The 20,963-nt window shown below is 53.2% G+C and carries 17 protein-coding genes; 12 read left to right on the plus strand and 5 right to left on the minus strand.

Annotation, left to right across the window (positions count from 1 at the left end; all coding sequences use genetic code 11):
• The 9 genes from A8O25_RS24410 to A8O25_RS19810 form a co-directional block, all read left to right on the plus strand.
• Positions 1-94, plus strand: a 94-nt coding sequence (locus tag A8O25_RS24410) for a phosphatidylglycerophosphatase A (RefSeq protein ID WP_420911798.1), incomplete at its 5' end; no start/stop codon positions are given.
• A complete protein-coding gene (locus A8O25_RS19775; RefSeq protein WP_066838783.1) occupies positions 95-466 on the plus strand; it encodes a GtrA family protein in 372 nt (123 codons plus the stop codon).
• Between the two features lie 55 nt (positions 467-521).
• Positions 522-3,065, plus strand: coding sequence for a DUF5686 and carboxypeptidase-like regulatory domain-containing protein (locus A8O25_RS19780; protein ID WP_206598714.1), 2,544 nt, complete (start codon positions 522-524; stop codon positions 3,063-3,065).
• 12 nt (positions 3,066-3,077) lie between these two features.
• Complete coding sequence (locus A8O25_RS23935; protein WP_066838789.1) at positions 3,078-3,812, plus strand: CDP-alcohol phosphatidyltransferase family protein; 735 nt, start codon at positions 3,078-3,080, stop codon at positions 3,810-3,812.
• A 12-nt stretch (positions 3,813-3,824) separates the two neighbouring features.
• Complete coding sequence (locus A8O25_RS23940; RefSeq protein WP_066838825.1) at positions 3,825-4,388, plus strand: DUF4833 domain-containing protein; 564 nt, start codon at positions 3,825-3,827, stop codon at positions 4,386-4,388.
• Between the two features lie 12 nt (positions 4,389-4,400).
• Positions 4,401-5,021, plus strand: coding sequence for a sterol desaturase family protein (locus A8O25_RS19795; RefSeq protein WP_066838792.1), 621 nt, complete (start codon positions 4,401-4,403; stop codon positions 5,019-5,021).
• Position 5,022: 1 nt separating this feature from the next.
• Complete coding sequence (locus A8O25_RS19800) at positions 5,023-5,973, plus strand: phosphatase PAP2 family protein (protein WP_066838795.1); 951 nt, start codon at positions 5,023-5,025, stop codon at positions 5,971-5,973.
• Positions 5,974-6,193: 220 nt separating this feature from the next.
• Complete coding sequence (locus tag A8O25_RS19805; protein WP_066838798.1) at positions 6,194-8,497, plus strand: GH92 family glycosyl hydrolase; 2,304 nt, start codon at positions 6,194-6,196, stop codon at positions 8,495-8,497.
• 76 nt (positions 8,498-8,573) lie between these two features.
• On the plus strand, positions 8,574-9,239 hold the full coding sequence (locus A8O25_RS19810; protein ID WP_066838801.1) for a basic secretory protein-like protein: 666 nt from the start codon (positions 8,574-8,576) through the stop codon (positions 9,237-9,239).
• A gap of 191 nt (positions 9,240-9,430) precedes the next feature.
• On the opposite strand, the gene mgrA is transcribed toward A8O25_RS19810, so the two are convergent.
• The 4 genes from mgrA to A8O25_RS19830 form a co-directional block, all read right to left on the minus strand.
• A complete protein-coding gene (mgrA, locus tag A8O25_RS19815) occupies positions 9,431-10,420 on the minus strand; it encodes an L-glyceraldehyde 3-phosphate reductase (RefSeq protein WP_066838803.1) in 990 nt (329 codons plus the stop codon).
• 87 nt (positions 10,421-10,507) lie between these two features.
• Complete coding sequence (locus A8O25_RS19820) at positions 10,508-11,362, minus strand: dienelactone hydrolase family protein (RefSeq protein ID WP_066838806.1); 855 nt, start codon at positions 11,360-11,362, stop codon at positions 10,508-10,510.
• Positions 11,363-11,640: 278 nt separating this feature from the next.
• Positions 11,641-13,935 (minus strand): GH92 family glycosyl hydrolase, encoded by a 2,295-nt coding sequence (locus tag A8O25_RS19825; RefSeq protein ID WP_082893775.1) that lies wholly within the window; start codon positions 13,933-13,935, stop codon positions 11,641-11,643.
• A 199-nt stretch (positions 13,936-14,134) separates the two neighbouring features.
• Complete coding sequence (locus A8O25_RS19830; RefSeq protein ID WP_082893777.1) at positions 14,135-15,091, minus strand: NADP-dependent oxidoreductase; 957 nt, start codon at positions 15,089-15,091, stop codon at positions 14,135-14,137.
• Positions 15,092-15,479: 388 nt separating this feature from the next.
• Between A8O25_RS19830 and A8O25_RS19835 the strand changes: the two genes are divergently transcribed.
• The 3 genes from A8O25_RS19835 (at position 15,480) to A8O25_RS19845 (ending at position 18,597) form a co-directional block, all read left to right on the plus strand.
• Positions 15,480-16,943: an aminoacyl-histidine dipeptidase gene (locus tag A8O25_RS19835; RefSeq protein ID WP_066838831.1), complete on the plus strand. Its 1,464-nt coding sequence runs from the start codon at positions 15,480-15,482 to the stop codon at positions 16,941-16,943.
• Between the two features lie 250 nt (positions 16,944-17,193).
• Complete coding sequence (locus A8O25_RS19840) at positions 17,194-18,243, plus strand: hypothetical protein (RefSeq protein ID WP_066838813.1); 1,050 nt, start codon at positions 17,194-17,196, stop codon at positions 18,241-18,243.
• Positions 18,244-18,399: 156 nt separating this feature from the next.
• On the plus strand, positions 18,400-18,597 hold the full coding sequence (locus A8O25_RS19845) for a CsbD family protein (RefSeq protein WP_066838819.1): 198 nt from the start codon (positions 18,400-18,402) through the stop codon (positions 18,595-18,597).
• A gap of 238 nt (positions 18,598-18,835) precedes the next feature.
• Here A8O25_RS19845 and A8O25_RS19850 read toward each other — a convergent pair whose 3' ends face one another.
• Positions 18,836-20,482: a UxaA family hydrolase gene (locus A8O25_RS19850; protein ID WP_066838822.1), complete on the minus strand. Its 1,647-nt coding sequence runs from the start codon at positions 20,480-20,482 to the stop codon at positions 18,836-18,838.
• Positions 20,483-20,963 lie beyond the last annotated feature (481 nt).

The following is a 20,963-nucleotide window of genomic DNA, read 5'->3' on the forward strand; positions in this document are numbered from 1 at the left end:
GCCCGGCGGATGGGGCGTGATGATGGATGACGCGCTCTCCGGAATCTACGCCAATGTGGTTCTGCAACTACTCATTTACGTAAAGCTATTTTAGATGCTCACCTTCCTAAGGTCCCAGGCCGCCTCCCTGATTGCATCAGGAGTAGACTTTCTGGTGACCATTTTTGCAGTCGAACTTTTAGGCATTTGGTATGTAGCCGCCACTGTTTTAGGCACCATCTCTGGTGGAATCACACATTTCTCTATAGGCAGAACCTGGGTTTTCCATGCTGCCCATGGAGCAATACCCACGCAAGCCACCAAATACTTCCTGGTCTGGAGCGGTAGCTTTCTACTCAATGCTTCAGGAGTGTTCATGTTCACCCACTATCTGGGTATCAACTATATCTTCTCTAAAGTCACCATTTCTCTATTGGTCGGCTTTTTCTACAATTTTATTCTACAAAAGAGATATGTATTCAACTAAGAATGTATATGTCAGAACTTTACATATACTAATTTGCTGCGTAGCCTTTCTAGCTATGGGAGCAAATTTCAATTTTGCCCAGGGGCAAGGGGGGGTAACCTCTGTCAGGGGCACCGTCAAAGACGCTGCTACCAATGAACCCTTGATTGGCGTTACTATTTTCTTTCCGGGCACCAGCCTGGGCGCTAGTACTGATTTGGAAGGAAACTTTGCCTTCAGAACCACCCAGACCATCACCAGGGTACAGTTTACCTACGTGGGGTACAAAACCCAAACCATTGACCTCACACCAGGAGAGTCAAGGGTCTTGAACGTGAAACTGGAAAGTGAGTCACAGAAACTGAAGGAGGTGGTCATCAAAGGCCGCAGTCGCAATTACAGTAATAAAAACAACCCCGCCGTAGACCTGATCAGGCTGGTGGTTGACAACAGAAACAAAAACCGGCTGGAGAGCTACAACTATGTGCAGTACCAGCAATATGACAAGTTGCTCCTGGCGCTCAGCAACTCCCCAGACAAACTGCGCAGCAACTTCTTTTTCAAAAAATATGATTTTGTTCTAAAGAACATAGATACCACTAAACTGCAAGGCATGGCCATTCTGCCCCTCTACCTGCAGGAATCAATTTCTGAGCACTATTTCAAAAAGGAGCCTGAAAAAAAGAAAACCATTGTACAAGGTGAGAAGAAAGTTGATTTTGGGGAGTTTGTGGTGATTGATTCCTACGTGAAGCACATGTACCAGGACATTGACATCTACAAAAACAACATCACCCTGCTCACAAACCAGTTCCTGAGCCCCATAGCTGATCTGGCCCCTACCTTCTACCGCTTCTACATCACAGACACAGTAATAGTAGATGGTCAAAAACTGACTGAACTTTCTTTTCAGCCTAAAAATGAGGCCGACTTCCTCTTTACCGGAAAACTGTTCGTAACCATGGACGGCAACTACGCCGTGCAGAAAGTAGACATGGAAGTAGGCCCAAAGGTGAACATTAACTGGGTGCGCGACCTGCACATTACCCTAAATTTTGATCGGTTGCCCAACGGGCGCTACAACCTGAGCAAAAGTGTACTACGCTCTGAGTTTGCCCCCACCGCCAACAGCAAAGGGGGCGTGTACGGCGAACGTACTGTTTCTTATAAAGACTTCCGGATCAACCAACCCCAGCCTAACAGTTTTTATGAAGGCGAAGCCCTGGCCAAAGCCCCTACCGCCAATCAGCAGGAAGAGGATTTCTGGGCAACAAACCGCCATGACAGCCTTTCTGTCACAGAAGCCAATACCTATCTGAGCATTGACAGCCTGAGAAGCACCAAATCTTTTAAACGGACACTGGACATTGCCACTATGCTGGTTGCTGGTTACAAGCAGGCAGGCCCCTACTTTGAAATAGGACCAGTTAATACTTTTTATAGTTTCAACCCCGTAGAAGGTTTCAGACTTAGGGCGGGTGGCAGAACCACCACCACGTTCAGCAAACGGCTGATGCTGGAAACTTACGCCGCCTATGGGTTTAAAGATGAAAAATGGAAGTACTTTCTGGGTGGCACCTATTCCCTGACAGATAGATCCATCTTTGAGTTTCCGGTGCGTGCCTTGCGGGCGAATTATCAAAAAGACACCAAAATTCCGGGGCAGGAACTACAGTTTGTACAGGAAGACAACTTCCTGCTCTCTTTCAAGCGGGGCACCAATGACAAATGGCTCTACAATGAAACCTACACCATTGATTACCTGCATGAGTTCAGAAACCGTTTTTCCTTCAGGGTTGGGTTCAAAAACTGGGAACAGAGTCCCGCCGGGAGTCTGCAATACCTAAAAGTGAACAACACGCTGCCAACAGGTGATCTGCCAGGTACAGGAGGCGCAGACCAGGTAAAAAGCCTCACCACCTCAGAGTTTCAACTGGAGTTGCGTTGGGCACCGCATGAGGAGTATGTTCAAGGCAAACTGTACCGGTACCCAATTGTCAATAGATATCCGGTTTTCACGCTACGGGCAGCGTCTGGGGTAAAGGGTGTCTTCAACGGAGACTATGATTACCAAAGCCTCACCCTCAACGTGACCAAACGGTTCTTTCTGTCTCAGCTAGGCTATTCTGACGTAATAGCAGAAGGTGGTTACATTGTTGGGCAGGTACCGTTCCCCTTACTGGCCATTCACCGGGCCAACCAGACGTATTCTTACCAGATTCAGTCTTACAACCTCATGAACTTTCTGGAGTTTGTAAGTGACCAATACGCCAGCCTCAACATAGACCACTGCTTCAATGGCTTTATTTTCAACAAGCTGCCTTTGATCAGGCATACCAAGCTGCGGGAGTTTGCCACCCTTAAGGTGCTGTACGGCAAAGTGAGGGAGGAAAATGATCCTGGCAACAATGATAACAAAGACCTGCTGGCATTTCCGGTCAACGCCAACGGCTTGCCTACCACCTACTCCCTGGAGAAAAACCCTTACGTAGAAGCCAGTGTGGGCGTAGGCAATCTGTTTAAATTCTTCCGGGTAGACGTGGTGAAACGCCTGTCTTACCTGAACCACCCAGGAGTGTCAGAACTTGGGATCAGGGGCCGGTTTAAATTTGATTTCTAAGCGTTGAATAGCATGGAGAGCACACTGCGCAAAAGCACCCTCAGAGACACCTTGCAACAAGGGATCTACAAGATCATCAATCCATTTGTCAGGTTTATCATCTCACTGGGCTTCACGCCCAACACCGTCACCATCACAGGTTTTCTGCTGAACATTGGAGTAGCCGTGATTTTTATTTTGGGCGGGGAACAAGGCAACCGTGGTGATCTGAGCTATGTGGGTTGGGCGGGTTTCCTGATCCTGTTTGCCGGCCTGTTTGACATGCTGGACGGCCAGGTAGCCCGCCTCGGGAAAATGAGTTCCCCCTACGGAGCCTTGTTTGACTCTGTAGTAGACCGGTATTCTGAACTGATCATGTTCCTGGGCATTTGCTATTATCTGGTGGCCCACCACTATTTCCTGAGTTCGCTCCTGGCGTTCATTGCCTTGATTGGCTCCATGATGGTGAGCTACACCCGCGCCCGCGCAGAGGGCCTGGGCGTAGCGTGCAAAGGCGGACTGATGCAGCGGCCTGAACGCGTTGTTCTCATTGGCCTCTCTTCTATGCTGTGCGGCCTGCTGGCCTCCTGGATTGGCGGAGAGTACAAAGTCCTCCTGCCGGGCACGCGCCTTCTGGTGTTCGAGACCATGTCCGTGTTCACCTTTCCGCTGGCGGTTTTGGCGGTATTGACCAACCTCACAGCCCTAAACAGGCTGCTGGACGCCAAAAAGGCCCTGGAAGAGAAAGAGCGTTTGTTGAGAAAGTAGATGTTTTACAACATGAACAGAGTGATCTTCTCCCTTTGCGCCTTCTTCTTTTGGGTGGGTACCGGCACGTTACCGGCCTTTGCCCAGGAAACCCTGAAAACCAGCCAGGGCCAGGAACTGCCCACGCCCAAAGGAATTCCCAACCTGCTGTTCTTCGTGCAACGGGACCCCAACATCAACACCATAGTGTATGAACTGAACCTGAACAGCAAGGGGGTTTTGAACGAAGAAGAACCCATCAAAATCTACTGGCTCCGGTACGCAGATGGCGGCGGAAAGCAGGAACTCAATTTTATCCAGCGGAAATTTGCCTACGGGTTGCACGTAAAGAAACTAAGCGCAGAGAAATTTGAGCTTAAATTTGTGAGCTACTCCAAACGCACGTTGTATCTTCAGAAAGGACCAGACGGGAAGTGGCATGTCTATGCCGCCATTCTGCAGAAACCATCTGTTTTAGACCGGGTGTTTGTCCGGATAGAGGGCGGAACGCTCTGGGTGCCCAACGTGGTGTATGCAGAGTTCAAGGGCCGGGAATCTGCCACAGGTAAAGAAATTGTAGAACGGTTCAAACCATAATGTTTCACCTTTATGAAAAAGAACTATGTCTCTAATTCCACAGAGTCTGTCAGAATGTTCAAGGCAGACTGGATGGAAGCGCTCTCTAAGGTGCATTTTACCGTGCCACTGTACCTTTACGTGCCAATCATTGCCGTTCTGTGCTGGCAGGCCCTGTACCGGCAGCACCTTTCCCTGCTCTCCTTTGCCGGATACTACGGGCTGGGGCTGGTGGCCTGGACGCTGACCGAATACCTGCTGCACCGGTTCGTGTTCCATTTTGTGCCAAAGGCACCCTGGGCCCTACGGCTGCACTTTATTTTCCATGGCGTACACCATGACTATCCTAATGATGCCAAAAGGTTGGTCATGCCGCCTTCAGCCAGTATTCCCATGGCCACTGCGCTGTACTTCTTTTTCAGGCTGTTCCTCACGGGCGGGCCGCTCCACGCTTTTTTTGCCGCTTTCCTGACCGGGTATCTGGTATATGACCTCTCGCATTATGCCCTACACCACTTCAACTTCAAAAATGAGTTCTGGAAAAAACTGAAGAAGCACCACATGCTGCACCATTACGCTGACCCCAGTAAGGGGTACGGCGTCAGTTCCTCGCTCTGGGACAAGATATTTGGATCTGATTTCATCAAAAAATAACATGCGTACTACTTCCACAGTAGCTAAAAAAGCAGAAAAGAGCGCTTCTCCTAAAGCAGCCCTCTGGATAGCCGCCCTCTCGCTGGGGTATCTGCTGCTCTCTTATATATTGATTGGCTTCAAGGCAGACCAGCTGTTACTGGTGGCCCTGTTCACTTCTTTGTACTACCTCTCCCCCATCACCCGCAAGTTTGCGCTGGGCTTTACTATTTTCATGGTGTTCTGGGTACTGTATGACTATATGAAAGCCTTCCCCAACTACTGGTTCAAGGAGGTACACATCAAAGACCTGTATGAGGCCGAGAAGGCAATCTTTGGGGTGGTGGTGGACGGGGTGCGGTTAACCCCGAACGAATATTGGCAGCTACACCACTATACGCTGCTGGATGTGCTCTCCGGTATCTTTTACCTCTCCTGGGTGCCGGTACCCATGGGGTTTGCCGCCTTTCTGTTCTTCCGGAACAGAACCCAGTTCACCTATTTTTCGCTGACGTTTCTGCTGGTGAACCTGTTGGGCTTTGTGGCCTATTATCTGTATCCGGCGGCCCCACCGTGGTATGTACAGCTGCATGGGTTTGAGTTCTTTCCCAAAACACCCGGTAACATGGCCGGCCTCGCCCGGTTTGACGCCTTCTTCCAGATAGACCTGTTCCGGGGCATGTACGCCAAAGGGTCTAATGTCTTTGCGGCCATGCCCTCGCTCCATTCCGCCTATCCGCTGATTGTGTTGTACTACGGCATCAAAAACCGTTTAAAAGTGGCCAGGGTGGTGTTTGCAGTCATTGCCGCGGGAATCTGGTTTGCGGCGGTCTACACTTCCCACCATTACATTCTGGATGTGCTCTTTGGGATTCTCTTCGCGGCCACCAGCATTGCGCTGTTCAATTACCTGATGGCCAGGAGAGGCCCCACCTACCGGGCAGTGCAGCGGTTTATCAAAGCCATTGAGTAAGCCGCAACCGCGCTGCTGGTTCCCCTCCTACCCGCAGAAGCCGGGCCTTTGGTACAAGAACCAAAGGCGGCTTCTGTTTTCGGCCTGTTTTTGGGAAAACAGGCGAAAACAGAAGAGCGGTTCTCCTGAGTTTCCAGAGGCCAGTTAAGAATAGAACGTGTCCCTTCCTGAATATTCTGCTATTTTAGGGCTACTTTTTTCAAAAACAGCCCCAAAACGCATGACCAGTAGCCTGAGACTTTGTTGTCTGTTCTTCGCCCTTTGCCTTACCTTCCTTTCGGCCGAAGGCCAGAAAAAGAAAACCACCTTTGAACCCGCTGAACTGGCCAACCCACTCATGGGTACCGACTCCAAGCCGGAGCTTTCTAACGGGAACACCTACCCTGCCGTGGCCGTGCCGTGGGGCATGAACCTCTGGACACCCCAAACCGGCACCATGGGCCACGGGTGGGCCTACACCTATGCGGCCGACAAGATCAGAGGCTTTAAGCAGACGCACCAGCCCAGCCCCTGGATGAACGACTACGGGCAGTTTGTGATCATGCCCGTGACCAGTAAAATGAAATTTGACCAGGACGGCCGCGCCAGCTGGTTTTCGCACAAGTCTGAGGTGGCCAAGCCGTACTACTACAGCGTGTACCTCGCAGACCATGATGTCACCGCAGAATTCACGCCAACCGAACGGGCTGCCCAGTTCCGGTTCACCTACCCAAAAAAAGACAGCTCTTTTATTGTCATTGACGCGCTGGACCGGGGCTCCTACATCAAAGTGCTGCCCAAGGAGAAGAAAATCATAGGCTACACCACCCGTGCCGCCCGCTCCAACCCCAAGGAATTCAAAAACTACTTTGTCATTTACGTGGACAAGCCTATCAGTTTTGCCCGTACGTTCAGGGGGAAGAACCTCACTGGCAAAGACTCGCTGGAATTGACCTCCAACCACTCAGGGGCTGTAATTGGCTTCAGGACGGATGACGGGGAAAAAGTGAACCTGAAGGTGGCCTCCTCCTTCATCAGCTTTGAGCAGGCTGAGCTGAACCTGCAGCGGGAACTGGCGCAGGATAGTTTTGACGCCACCAAAGAAAAGGCCCGCAGCCTCTGGAACCAGACCATGGGCCGCATACAGGTGGAGGGCGGTACAGACGAGCAGCGCCGCACGTTCTATTCCTGCCTCTACCGCACCCTTTTCTTTCCGCACAAAATGTATGAGCTAGATGCCAACAACAAAGCGATCCATTACAGCCCCCATACCGGCAAGGTGCATGACGGTTACCGCTTCGCCGGAACTGGGTTCTGGGACACGTTCCGGGCACTTTACCCGTTCCTGAACCTGATGTACCCCAGCATCAACAAAGAAATGCAGGCGGGTCTGGTGAACGATTTCCGGGAAGGCGGCTGGCTGCCCGAGTGGTCCAGCCCCGGCTACGCCGATATCATGGTGGGCAACAACTCGGCCTCGGTAGTAGCCGATGCCTACATCAAAGGCCTGCGCGGCTATGACATTGAGAAGCTGTACGAGGCGCTGGTGCACGGGGCCAACAATGAAGGCCCCATTACCGCCATCGGCCGGAAGGGCGTAGACTATTACAATAAGCTGGGCTACGTGCCCTATGACGTGAAGATCAATGAAAACGCCGCCCGTACGCTGGAGTACGCCTATGACGACTTCACCATTTACCAGCTGGCCAAAGCCCTGAACAAGCCGCAAGCCGAAATTGACCTGTACGCCAGGCGCAGCCAGAACTACCGCAATTTATTTGACCCCGCCACCGGCCTCATGCGCGGCAAGAACCAGAACGGTACGTTCCAGGCGCCGTTCAACCCCTTCAAATGGGGCGATGCCTTCACCGAAGGCAACAGCTGGCACTACAGCTGGAGCGTGTTCCATGACGTGCAGGGGCTGGTGAACCTTATGGGCGGTAAAGACAACTTCGTCAAGAAACTGGACTCCGTGTTCTTCCTTCCGCCGGTGTTTGATGACAGCTATTATGGCGGCGTGATCCATGAGATACGAGAGATGCAGATTGCCAACATGGGGCAGTACGCGCACGGCAACCAGCCCATCCAGCACATGATCTACCTCTACAACTACGCCGGTGCCCCCTGGAAGACCCAATACTGGGTGCGCGAAACCATGAACCGCATGTACAAACCCACCCCAGACGGCTACTGCGGCGATGAGGATAACGGCCAGACCTCGGCGTGGTACGTGTTCAGCGCCATGGGCTTCTACCCGGTTTGCCCCGGCACCACGCAGTACGTGCTGGGCACTCCACTCTTCCAGAAAATGACGCTCACGCTGGAGAACGGCAAAAAAGTAGAGATTGAAGCGCCAGAAGCCAGTGACCAGAACCTGTACGTGCAGGAGCTGAAGTTCAACGGCAAAAAGCATGAGCAGAACTGGGTAGACCACTTTGAGCTGTTGAAGGGCGGAAAAATGAAGTACAAACTCTCCAGCCAACCCAACACGCAGCGGGGCACGCAGGAGAGCGCTTATCCTTATTCGTTCTCTCCCAAGCAGTAATCATTCACTTCCTTTTTTCCTGTTTTCGCTGTTTTTCAGAAAACAGCCCGAAAACAGGAATTCAACTTAGAACCAGATGAAATCGCTTTTCCTTTCCCTCGCCCTGTCCGTTGCCTCTATTTCTGCCAGTCAGACCCAGACCGAGACGCACACCAGAGGCAACTACACCCTCACGTTTGTGAACCAGGACCCGCAGTTGAACCCTACGGTGAAGCAGAAGCTGATAGATGCCTTCTTCCAGACGTATCCTGCAGAGGCCAAGCGGTTCAACAAAAACACGGTAGAAGCGGTGACCGTGACCATTGACACCGCCTATGCGGGAGTGGCCTACGCCCATGACGGCAAGATCACCATCAGCTCTCAATGGCTCCACAAACGCCCCACAGACATTGACGTGATCACCCATGAAGGCATGCATCTGGTGCAAGCGTACCCCCCAGACAGCGGCCCCGGCTGGCTCACCGAAGGCATTGCCGATTATGTGCGCCACACCTTTGGCGTAGACAACGCCGGAGCCAACTGGTCGCTTCCTGCCCTCACAGATAAACACCACTATGACAACAGCTACCGCATCACCGCCCGTTTTCTGGTGTGGGCTGAGAAAAACACCAACAAGAAACTGGTCAATGAACTAGACGCCCGCATGCGGAAGAAAACGTATACCCCAGAGGTCTGGAAAGAGCTGACGGGTAAAACGCTGGAGGAATTATGGCAGGCGTATAAAGCTAATCCTGCTATTTAAGTATGCTAGTATTCCATGGCGCAAGCGTCCGCTTGTGCCGCACACATGCCAATATGCAAATTCGGCACAAGCGCGCTTCGCCAGAAATCAGCATTAGGTGAAATAAAACAGCTCGGCCTCCCCTTTTGTCTGGAGAAGGCCGCGCTGTTTTTGACCTGTTTTTCAAAAAGTAGCCCTAAAACGGAAATCCCTTATTTCAGAATACGCTCAATCTGTTCCAGTTCCTCAGTGCTGAACCGGGTGTTCTGCATGCACTTGAGCGAGTCTGCCAACTGAGCGGGCGTGCTGGCGCCAATCAGCACCGATGTTACCCGCGGGTCTTTCAGCAGCCACGCCAGCGCCATCTGCGCCAGTGACTGTCCGCGTTGTTCGGCCATTTCGTTTAACAGCTGAATCTGTTCGAGCCTGTCCTGGGTTATGTCTTCGCGCTTCAGAAAGCCGTGTGCTTTGGCAGCACGGGAGTTTTCAGGCACGCCGCCTAAATACTTGTTCGTGAGCAAGCCCTGGGCAAGCGGCGAAAACGGAATACAGCCTACGCCCTCCTGCTCCAGCAGGTCCAGCAGACTTTCCTCTACCCACCGCACAAATAGGGAGTACTTGGGCTGATGAATGAGGCACGGCGTTCCCAGTTCCTTCAGGATTTCAATGGCACGGGTGGCTTCTGGCGTTTCATAATTGGAAATGCCCACGTACAGCGCCTTCCCCTGCCGCACAATAGAGTCCAGGGCGCCCATGGTTTCCTCCAGCGGCGTATTGGGGTCTGGGCGGTGGCTGTAGAAAATGTCTACATAGTCCAGCTGCATGCGCTGGAGGCTCTGATCCAAGCTGGAGACCAGGTATTTACGGGAGCCCCAATCGCCGTACGGTCCCTCCCACATTTTATATCCGGCCTTGGTGGAAATGATCAGTTCATCGCGGTAGCCCCTGAAATCCTCGCGCAGAATCTTCCCAAAATTTTCTTCGGCGGAGCCGGGCGGCGGGCCGTAGTTGTTGGCCAGGTCAAAATGGGTGACACCGGCATCAAAGGCATCACGCAGGATTTGGCGCGAATTCTCCAGCACATCTACATGCCCGAAGTTGTGCCACAGGCCTAACGAGAGAGCGGGCAGTTTTAAGCCGCTCCGGCCGCAGCGGCGGTACTCCATGGTTTCATAACGGGCCGGGGAGGGAATGTATGTCATGTTTTTCTTTCGTTTGGGAAAGTCTAAGGTAAACGATCTGGATGTTGGGTGCAACGGCAAGCGTCAATTCAGCAGAAGATCAGCGCTTTACTTTAACTTCCGGCTGAACAGCTCCAATGTTCGCTCCCAGGCCAGTTGAGCAGCGGCCTCGTGGTAACGGGCCGGGGAGGTATTGTTGTTAAACGCGTGGTTGGCGCCTTCATACACAAACAGCTGGTATTTGGTGCCCGCCGCTTTCAACGCCGTTTCAAACGCCGGGATTCCGGCGTTCACCCGCTCATCCAGTCCGCCGTAATGCAGCAGTAATTCGGCTTTGATCCTGGGTACATCAGCTGCCTCTGGTGGGCGGCCATAGTAGGCGACGGCGGCCTCTAAGCCGGGATCATGTACTGCCAATTGTCCCGCCAGGGCACCACCCCAGCAGAAGCCAACGCAGGCGGTTTTCCCGTTGCCGTACTGATTGGTTTTAAGGTACTCCAGCCCTTTCAGAAAGTTCTGCAGGTTCTGCCGCGTGTCCAACTTAGAGAATAGCGCCCGGGCTTCATCTTCATTGGCCGGCGTTCCGCCGAAAGGGGAAAGGGCATCTGGGGCAACCACCCAATACCCCGCCTGCGCCACCCGCATGGCCACGTCTTTGATGTGCGGGTTCAGGCCCCGGTTCTCATGAATGACCAGGACAGCACCCAATTTCTTCTTCCCCTCTGGCCGTACCTGAAAGGCTTTCATGGTCACCCCGTCAGCCCCTGGATAGGTGATGTCTTCGGCTTTCAGATCTTTGGCTACCACCGTGGCGGCGTGGGCATAGTTGTTCTCCAACTGCGGGAGCAGCGCCAGGGCCAGGGTGAGGCTTCCCATCAATTTCACCAGACGGCTGATGAATTCCTTGCGGGAAAGCGGTACGTGGGTGTACTCGTCAAACAGGTTGATGATGCGCTGGTCCATAGAGGGGTGAATGGTTGTTAGTATTCAGAGCTTGTTTGCTAGTAGATGCTGTTAATTTAATAAAATATCACGGCGCGTGTCTTTAGACTTGTGACAAAGAGATGATGCGAGTCTCCAGGCTCACCGGGAACCACGGGCAAAAAGGCAGGAGCCTGGAGACTCCGTGCATCCACTAGCACCAGTCTCAACCCTCTCGCCAGATGATTCTGTTTTTGACCTGTTTTCCCAAAAACAGGTCAAAAACAGAATCATCTGTTCTGGTTAAAGGGGGTTCCCTTCTACTTCCTCGGCTTGCCACCCATGTAAAAGGTCAGTTTTCCGCCTTTGGCGATGTCTGCATAGGCCAGGAAAGGTCTGTTTAGTGCTTTGCCGTTCAGCTCTACTTTCTGCACATACACGTTCCTGTCACTCTGGTTTTTGGCTTCAATGGTAAACGTTTTGCCGTTCTCCAGCTGCAGGGTGGCTTCTTTCACGGTAGGGCTGCCCAACGCGTACTCACCGGAGGCGGGGGCCACAGGGTAAAACCCGAGGGAGCTGAACAGGTACCACGCACTCATCTGGCCGCAGTCATCGTTGCCGCCTAAGCCGTCTGGAGTGGGTTGGTACTGCTTTTTCAGGATCATGCGCACGCGCTCCTGCGTTTTCCAGGGCTGGTCTGTCCAGTTGTAGAGGTAGGCGGCGTGGTGGGCGGGCTCGTTGCCGTGTACGTAATTGCCAATAATGCCTTCGCGGGTAATGTCTTCGGTGTCGGCGAAGAACTCATCGGGCAGGTGCATGGTGAAGAGCGAGTCCAGGTGCGGCACAAACTTTTTGTTACCGCCCATGGCCTGAATCATGGCCGCCGGGTCATGCGGCACGTAGAGGCTGTAGTTCCAGGCGTTGCCCTCAATGAAGCCCTGGTTGTGCGTGCTCAACACATCGAACTCTTTTTTGAACGTGCCGTCACTCAGCTTAGGCCGCATGTAGCCAATGCTTTTGTCATACACGTTCTTCCAGTTCTGCGCGCGGCGGCTGAATTCGTTATAGAGGTCTTGGCGGTTCAGCTTCTTCGCCACTTGGGCAATGCACCAGTCATCATAGGCGTACTCCAGAGTTTTAGACACCGAGGAACCGTTCTTGTCTTCGGGCACGTAGCCCAGCTGCATGTAGTACTGCAGGCCGTCATAGTAGCCTTGGCGGGCGGTGGCCACGCAGGCGTCCAGGGCGCGGTTGGCATTGCCGGTATAGGTGCCGTTCATAATAGCGTCTGCAATCACAGATACGCTGTGGTACCCAATCATGCACCAGTTCTCATTGGCGTGGTGTGACCAGACCGGCAGCATGTGGTGCACACTCTGGTCATAGTGCGCCAGCATAGAAGACACCATATCCGCATTTCGTTTGGGCTGCACCAGGTTAAACCAGGGGTGCAAGGCACGGTAGGTGTCCCAGAGGGAGAAGGTGGTGTAGTTGGTGAAGCCGTTGGCCTGGTGGTTGTTCTGGTCCAGGCCCCGGTACTGACCGGTCACATCCATGTAAGTGGTGGGCCCCAGAAACGTGTGGTAGAGCGCGGTGTAGAAGTTGATGTAATCATCTTTGGTGGGCAGTGCGGCCTTGACTCTGCCTAACTCCTGGTTCCACTGCGCCTGGCTCTCCTGCTTCACCCGCTCAAAGTCCCAGTGCGGAACCTCGGCGCGCATGTTGGCCACCGCCCCCTGGGTGCTCACCGGAGACAGCGCGAATTTGATCTTGATCTTCTCCCCTTCCTCAGTTTTGAAATCAAAATAGGTGCGCAGCTGCTTGCCCGCCATCTCCGGGAAGTTTTTGCTCTGGTCAAACTTGCGCCAGAAGCCGCGGTAGACCTGGGCCTTGCTGTAGTCTTTGTTGCCGTAACTGGTGAATGGCTTGGAGAACGCCATGGCGAAGTACACCGTGCGGGTGCGGGCCCAGCCGTTGGTCTGGCGGTAACCGGTAATGAGCGTGTCGTTTTCTATCCGGATGAAGGTCCAGACGTTTTTATCCTCATAGTTGTAGATGCCGTGCATCAAATCCAGAATGATGTGCGACTCCTCTGACTTAGGGAACGTGTACTGGTGCATGCCCACGCGGTTGGTGGCGGTGAGTTCGGCCAGAATGTTATGATCCTCCAGCTGCACGCGGTAATAGGCAGGCTCCGCCTTTTCATGGTCATGGGAGAATTTGGAGCGGTAGCCTTTCTCGGGGTTCGCCTCGGTGCCGGGGTTCAGCTGGAGCTTGCCCGTGGTAGGCATGATCAGGAAGTCACCCAGGTCTGAGTGGCCGGTGCCGCTGAAGTGGGTGTGGCTGAAACCCACAATGGTAGGGTCATCATACTGGTAGCCGGCGCAGTACTTGTAGACATCTTTGTTGTACTTGCCGTTCACCTCATACGGAATGGTATCTGTGTCTGGCGACAGCTGCACCATGCCAAACGGCGCCGTGGCCCCCGGGTAGGTGTGTCCCATTTTATGCGTGCCTATAAGCGGATTCACCCAGCGCACCAGATCAAGAGGAGGTTTCTGGCCCAAGGCGGTAAACTGACAGATGAAAAGTGTGAAAAGCAGGAGATTCCTCATCATTCTGAAATGGCTGTAAAGGGGGATGCTATTTGCCTCCAAAGATAGAAGAGATTTCCTGAGCAAAAAGTATTTAGCCTTTTGAGGCTACCCGTTACGTCTGTTAACAACAATGCGTCTCACCCTGCATTTTTTCTGTTTTCGCTGTTTTTGGGAAAACAGGCCGAAAACAGAAAACAAAATTTTGCCGTTGGATTTTCTACGGCACCACCACTATTTTACCTTTGGTGTGGTGGGTGGCAATCTGCTCCAGCGCTTTGGCCGCCTCCGCCAGAGGGTACTTCTCACTTACCAGAACTTTCAGCTTGCCCGCCTCGGCTAGTTCCCGCAGGTGCTCTAACTCCACTGCATCAGGCTCCACGAACACATAGTGGAAGTTGAGGTTCTGCGTGTCAATATCATCGCCGCGGTTCAGGATGGAGACAAGGGTGCCGTTGGGTTTCAGGGCTTTCAGGCTTTGCTGCAGGGTTTCGCCGCTGGCGGCGTCAAAGATCAAATCCACGCCGTCTGGGAACAGCTGCTGCACGGCCTCGCCCACGTCCTGCCCGTTGTAGTCTAGGGCATGGTCTGCGCCCAGCTCCTGCATGAAGGCATGGTTCTTCTGGCTGGCTACGCCAATGACGGTGGCGCCTTTGTCTTTGGCCAGTTGAATGCCCAAGGTGCCAACTCCGCCGGAGGCGCCCAGAATCAGCACGGTCTGCCCCGCCTGCAGATTACCCGCGTCAAACATAGACTGGTACGCCGTTAACCCCACCAGCGGAATGCCCGCGGCTTCCTCAAAACTCAGGTTCTTGGGCTTGTGCGCCAGGTAAGACTCAGGGAGTACCATGTACTCAGCAAAAGTACCGTGCTGCACCTCTGGGCGGCGGGCGTACGCGTACACCACATCGCCCACCTGAAAGCGGCGGGCGCTGTGGCCGCGGTCTTCCACCACCCCGGCCACGTCCCACCCCGGAATAGCGGGAAACTTCACCGGCAGAAAACTGCTCAGATACCCCGCCAGCACCGCATTGTCTACAGGGTTCACAGCGGCGGCCTTAATGCGCACCAGCACCTCCCCTTCTTTTACCTCAGGTATTTCCAGTTCGCCTACCTTGATTTTATCGGGGGCGCCGAACTCTTCATAATAAGCGGCTTTCATCTTTCTCTTTGCCATAGAATGCATTCTTGTTTATCGTTCTCTGTCTTATTTTAACGTGCCCGTCAGGCCGGGAGCCGCCCTTCCTCCACCTGCTTGAGTTTGTACGTAATGAAAACCGATGGGCATAGAAGGTCTGAGCACCAGCTCAGGGGCACCTCTTGTTTTACTTTTTCTACAGGAAGAGGTTCACTGGCACGGGCGGTTTCCAGAACGTAAACCACAAAGTCGCTTTTCTGTTTTCGGGCTGTTTTTCAGAAAACAGCCCAAAAACAGACGCCAGATAATGCAGCTTTCGCCCAAGGCTTTCCGTTCAGTTTGCTACCTTTACCCGTAGAATACTTTCCCAGTCGCCCGTGCGCGGGAACACCCTATTGTTCCGCCGGGCTAAATTGAACCTATGACCATGAGTATTTCCCTAGAATCTTTAGAACCCAAAGCCCTGTGGCAGCATTTTGCGGCATTAAACTCCGTACCCCGCCCCTCTAAGAAAGAAGAGCGTATCATCAAGTTCATGCAGGACTTCGGGAACAGCCAGGGCTTTCACACCATCACAGATGAGGCAGGCAATGTGCTCATCACCAAACCGGCCACCAAAGGCATGGAGAACCGCCAGACGGTGGTGCTGCAGAGCCACCTGGACATGGTGCACCAGAAAAACGCTGACACTGATTTTGACTTCCTGAGCCAGGGCATTGACATGTACGTAGACGGTGACTGGGTGAAAGCCAAAGGCACCACCCTGGGCGCTGACAACGGTATTGGCGTGGCCACCATGATGGCGCTGCTCACCTCGCAAGACATAGCCCACCCGCCCCTGGAGTGCCTCTTCACCATTGACGAGGAAACCGGCATGACCGGGGCCATGGGCTTGAAAGGAGGTCTGCTGAACGGCACCATCATGCTCAACCTGGACACCGAAGATGACCGGGAACTCACCATTGGCTGCGCCGGCGGCGTAGACGTGACCGCCACGGGCAGTTATGCGCAGGAGAACATTCCGTTTGACTTTTCAGCGTACAGGCTGAGCCTCACCGGCCTCACCGGCGGCCACTCGGGCATGGACATTCACCTGGGCCGCGCTAACGCGAATAAACTCATGAACCGCATTCTGTACCAGGCCGCTGACAAGTTCAACGCCCGGGTGTGCAGCATTGACGGCGGGAGCCTCCGCAACGCCATTCCGCGCGAATCTTTTGCCGAAGTGGCCGTGCCAGAAGCCAAATCAGACATTTTTGAGCAGTTTCTGCAGACCCAGGCGGAGATTCTAAAGAGTGAATACGCCCTCACAGACCCAAACCTGCAGCTTCTGTTTGAAGTCTCTGACTTGCCGCAGGCGGCTATCTCCTATGATTTCCAGAACCAGCTGCTGCGCGCCCTCTACGCCTGCCCCAACGGTATCTACCGTATGAGTCCGGCCATTGCAGGCCTGGTGCAGACGTCAAATAACCTGGCCCGCGTGCTGGTGAAAGACGGTGCGTACACTATTCAATGCCTCACCCGCTCCTCTGTTGACACCGAGAAGTTTGACCTGGCCGCCGCTATCCAAAGCACGTTTGAGTTGGCGGGTGCCAGTGTGACCCAGAAAGGCTCCTACCCCGGCTGGACGCCGAAACCAGACGCCACCATTATGAAAACCATGAGTTCTCTGTACCAGGAGCTGTTTCAGGAGGCCCCGCACGTAAATGCCTGCCACGCTGGTCTGGAGTGCGGAATTCTGGGCGCCAACTATCCGGAGATGGAAATGATTTCCTTCGGGCCCAATATTACCGGCGCCCACTCGCCAGATGAGAAGGTGCAGATCAGCTCTGTGCAGAAGTTCTGGGGCTTTCTGCTGGAAACGTTGAAACGCATTCCGGAGAAGGCGTAGCCCTTTCAGTTGTTTTGGCCGGAGCCGCTCTTGTAAACCAGGGGCGGCTCTGGTATTTACAGCAGATTTTAAACTGGAAAGCTTGAAGAGCAAAGGTAAGATTCTGCGAACCCTGTCTGTGCGTTCGCGCTTGGCAGTACCAATGAAAATCTCCCGCAGTTCTGTTCAGCTGTTTTGAGCCTGTTTTTCTAAAAACAGGCTCAAAACAGAAAATTTTCACCGTCAGCAATACCTGGCGTTGCCTCAAACTATGTCAGCAGAGAACGCAGCACACCTTCCTATTATTTCGCCGCAGGGCCACCAGCCTCTGTCTGCCCTGCAGGAGCAGTTCAACCTTCTTCTCCAGCAGATCAACGCGGCCAAGGCCGAACTGGCGGCGCACACAGATGCCCAACAGACCGTACGGCAGCGGGTGCAAAAAGAAATAAGGCCGCTCATTTGGCAGATCATTGACCTGCGCGTGCATCTGGTGCACCTCTTTGACCACACCTACACCCAATACCTGCTCCCCCCACATGAACAGGACAAACTGGCCCAGCTGATCCTTTCGTTTGTGCAGCCGCTCCTGCAGCACCAGGACACACCTGAACTGGAGGAGATCTACCAGCGCTATGCCGCCGCCCCAACCCCTGAAAATGAAGCCCCATCTCCTCCTGACCTTCTGGAGAGGGAAAGCACAGAAAACGCGGCCCCGGAACTAGATTGGGAGGACTGGGAAACGGCGCAGGCGCAGCTGGAGGAACAGCTGGAGCGGGAGCGGCAGGAGCGGCAAGCCCAGCGGTTGGCTAAAAAGAATACTAAGGTGCAGCTCACCCCGGCAGACCAGTTGAAACTGGAGATCTTGGGTACTGCCAGAACTACGCGCCGCCTTTACACTGATCTGGCCAAACTGCTGCACCCAGACCGTGAGCTGGACGCCACGCGGCGCCTCTGGAAAGAGGAGGCCATGAAAAAAGTGACGGTGGCTTACCACCAAGATGATTTCTTTGCCCTGCTCCGGCTGCAGATGGAGTACCTGCAGGAGCAAACCCAGCAGCTGCACCAGCTGCCAGAGCAGCAATTGCTGCCTCACGTGCACCTGCTACAGCAACAGCTGGCCGAGCTGCAGGCCGAGAAAAACAGGCTCAGCAGTCAGGGCGAGCAGGATTTCTACGGCTCCTTCTCCGGCTCCCCCAAACAGGTGGAGTTGAAGTTCAGGGGGTACAAACGGGAGCTGAAAGAGGAGATACAACAACTGCGCGTAGAGCTGGTACGCCTGCAGGATTTGCAGGCCCTGAAAGCCTTGCTGAAGCTGATCTGAACAGCTTTTCAAGGTCCTGACTAAATATATTTTCAGCTTTCTTTCTGATTATCAACCACATTCTAAAACCAAGAATGTAAATCGTATTTATTCCTCCAACTCGCCCCACTCCTTCTGCGTATATTTTTACATATCTATATCTAACCATTTACATAAATGAGTACACACGAAGCAGAGTATAGAGCTCGCGGAAACTGGAACGAGATCAAAGGCAAAATCAAAATGGCCTACGCTGATCTGACTGAAGATGACCTCACCTATGATGAGGGGCAGGAGGATAAGTGGATCGGGAAACTCCAGCAGAAGCTAGGGAAGACGGAACACGAGCTTAAAAACTGGCTCCGCACCCTTTGATTCGATTATGTGCTAAAATGCAAACCCCCAACTCGGCCTGTTCGGTAGAGTGGGGGTTTTTGGCGTTAGAGCTTGTTCAGTTATAATTACTTTACTTTTGGCTGATTTAACAAGCTTTCAGAACCGCAAAAAAGCCCCATCCTTCCGCGTCTACCAAGGCACAATTGTAGCACGAAAGAACAGGGCTGTAAGATCATCAGCAGTGGTAAGCTTTTACCGGGCTGATAAAGGAATCAAATTATAGTGACACCCCGCGTTTCCACGGAATGAAGTCATCCTGGCCTAGAAGTTGGGCTTTGGTCTGGATATTGCCGCTGGCCACCTCAATGATGAAGTCTAAGATGTCCTCGCCCATTTCCTCAATGGTTTTCTCACCGGCAATCACTGCACCGGTGTCTACGTCAATGATGTCTGGCATGCGTTCAGCAAGCTTGGTGTTAGAAGCCACCTTGATCACCGGCGTGACCGGGTTGCCGGTGGGTGTGCCCAAACCGGTGGTGAACAGGATGATGTTACAGCCCGAACCAGCCAAGGCCGTGGTGCTTTCCACGTCATTACCAGGTGTGCACAGCAGGTTCAACCCGTCTTTGGTGATGTATTCAGGGTAATCCAGCACGTCTTGAATAGGCGAAGTACCGCCTTTCTTAGCGGCTCCCGCCGATTTGATAGCATCAGTTATCAAACCGTCCCGGATGTTGCCCGGGCTTGGGTTCATGTCAAAACCGGAACCCACTGCTTCGGCGGCGCGGGCGTAGGAGCGCATGAGGTGCACAAACCGGTCGGCAATTTCATTGGTAACGCAACGGTTGATCAGGTCCTGCTCCACGCCGCACAGCTCCGGGAACTCAGACAACACTGATTTTCCGCCAAGGGCCACCACCAGATCAGAGGTATGGCCAATGGCCGGGTTAGCCGAAATGCCGGAGAATCCGTCTGAGCCACCGCACTCCAAACCTACCACCAGCTTGCTCAACGGCGCCGGCTGGCGGGTTTGTTTATCGGCTTCCACCAGACCTAAGAAGGTTTTTCTGATGGCCTGTGACAGTAACTCAGTTTCAGTGCCCTCCTTTTGCTGCTCCAGCACATACAGGGGCTTAGAGAAGGCTGGGTTGATCTTCTTGATGGCGTCTTCCAGAATGTGCACCTGCGCGTTCTGGCACCCCAGGCTCAACACGGTGGCCCCAGCCACGTTTGGGTTGTTGATATAACCGGCCAACAGGGCGCAAAGGGTGTCAGAGTCTTGTCTGATGCCGCCGCAGCCGCCCTCATGGGTCAGGAACTTGATGCCGTCAATGTTGTCAAAGATGCGTTTCCTGGTGGCAGTCTCGGTACGCTGCAGGGTCAAGGTCTCAATAGCCTCGGTGTTGCCAGACTGGTACAGTTCCACCATCTGCTGCACGTATGACTTATACACATCACGCTGCCCAAAGCCCAGCTCATCTAAGAACGCCTGCTTGATAATGTCAACGTTGCGGTTCTCACAGAACACCAGCGGAATCACCAGCCAGTAGTTGCCGGTCCCCACCTGCCCATCGGCGCGGTGGTAGCCCATGAACGTTTTATCTTTCCAGCGGGACACATCTGGCACGTTCCAGCCCGTAGATTGGGTTTTCCCCTGGAAACCGGATACCTGGTGCTTCACGTTGTGAATGGTCAGCACGCCGCCAGCCGGAATGTCATACACGGCCTTGCCCACCAGGGAGCCATACATGATGATACGGTCGCCTTGCGCCAACGGCACTTGCGCAAACTTGTGCTTGGCCTGAATGTCATCAGTCAAGACCACGTCTGCGCCGTCATAGGTCACGGTTTCGCCTTTTTTCAGATCGGTCAGTGCTACCAGCACATTATCGTTCGGGTGAATTTTTAGAATTCGGTGTAGCATAGCGTTAAGAGCATATCGTGCAATCGATTGCGCAATATATCAATATTTAGAGAACATTGAAAAAATTAGAACAAAATCTTTTAGAAAATAAAGAAAATATAACGCAGGGGTTTCTGAGCAGCGCGGGGTTTAGATTTTCCCAACAGAAGAATTCCCACTTTTCGCCTCTGGCGAGGCAATTGAGAATACTTTTCAACCAATTTTCATTTCAGTTTGCACAGACAGCAAGAAAGCATTTAGCTCTTCTAGAGTAAAGCTGATTGTACATTTTGTCATTCTGAAAGTCTTAGGGAACAGGTAGAAACGTAAGTAAGCTTCTGTTGACCGCTTCTGCCGTTCGCCACCAAGATCCTTTCAGGATGACAGAGAGGGAAAAGGTCATAACAGGGAAAACAGTTTGGGTAAGACTTTATTTGCCCAAAGGGGAAGATTTGCCAGCCAATGATAATACCATCTACATCACGGGCAGCTTTGGGGCCAG

Origin of the sequence: Rufibacter ruber (assembly GCF_001647275.1) — a bacterium.
In the GTDB taxonomy this organism is placed as follows: Bacteria; Bacteroidota; Bacteroidia; order Cytophagales; family Hymenobacteraceae; genus Nibribacter; species Nibribacter ruber_C.

What these genes read in the sequence shown, in the direction of transcription:
- A8O25_RS19795 (WP_066838792.1), top strand. Translation starts at nt 4,401, where the DNA reads ATGAAAAAGAACTATGTCTCTAATTCCACAGAGTCTGTCAGAATGTTC.
- A8O25_RS19820 (WP_066838806.1), bottom strand. Translation starts at nt 11,362, where the DNA reads ATGGACCAGCGCATCATCAACCTGTTTGACGAGTACACCCACGTACCG.
- A8O25_RS19835 (WP_066838831.1), top strand. Translation starts at nt 15,480, where the DNA reads ATGAGTATTTCCCTAGAATCTTTAGAACCCAAAGCCCTGTGGCAGCAT.
- mgrA (WP_066838803.1), bottom strand. Translation starts at nt 10,420, where the DNA reads ATGACATACATTCCCTCCCCGGCCCGTTATGAAACCATGGAGTACCGC.
- A8O25_RS19805 (WP_066838798.1), top strand. Translation starts at nt 6,194, where the DNA reads ATGACCAGTAGCCTGAGACTTTGTTGTCTGTTCTTCGCCCTTTGCCTT.
- A8O25_RS19780 (WP_206598714.1), top strand. Translation starts at nt 522, where the DNA reads ATGGGAGCAAATTTCAATTTTGCCCAGGGGCAAGGGGGGGTAACCTCT.
- A8O25_RS23940 (WP_066838825.1), top strand. Translation starts at nt 3,825, where the DNA reads ATGAACAGAGTGATCTTCTCCCTTTGCGCCTTCTTCTTTTGGGTGGGT.
- A8O25_RS19850 (WP_066838822.1), bottom strand. Translation starts at nt 20,482, where the DNA reads ATGCTACACCGAATTCTAAAAATTCACCCGAACGATAATGTGCTGGTA.
- A8O25_RS19825 (WP_082893775.1), bottom strand. Translation starts at nt 13,935, where the DNA reads ATGAGGAATCTCCTGCTTTTCACACTTTTCATCTGTCAGTTTACCGCC.
- A8O25_RS19830 (WP_082893777.1), bottom strand. Translation starts at nt 15,091, where the DNA reads ATGGCAAAGAGAAAGATGAAAGCCGCTTATTATGAAGAGTTCGGCGCC.
- A8O25_RS19840 (WP_066838813.1), top strand. Translation starts at nt 17,194, where the DNA reads ATGTCAGCAGAGAACGCAGCACACCTTCCTATTATTTCGCCGCAGGGC.
- A8O25_RS19775 (WP_066838783.1), top strand. Translation starts at nt 95, where the DNA reads ATGCTCACCTTCCTAAGGTCCCAGGCCGCCTCCCTGATTGCATCAGGA.
- A8O25_RS19800 (WP_066838795.1), top strand. Translation starts at nt 5,023, where the DNA reads ATGCGTACTACTTCCACAGTAGCTAAAAAAGCAGAAAAGAGCGCTTCT.
- A8O25_RS19810 (WP_066838801.1), top strand. Translation starts at nt 8,574, where the DNA reads ATGAAATCGCTTTTCCTTTCCCTCGCCCTGTCCGTTGCCTCTATTTCT.
- A8O25_RS19845 (WP_066838819.1), top strand. Translation starts at nt 18,400, where the DNA reads ATGAGTACACACGAAGCAGAGTATAGAGCTCGCGGAAACTGGAACGAG.
- A8O25_RS23935 (WP_066838789.1), top strand. Translation starts at nt 3,078, where the DNA reads ATGGAGAGCACACTGCGCAAAAGCACCCTCAGAGACACCTTGCAACAA.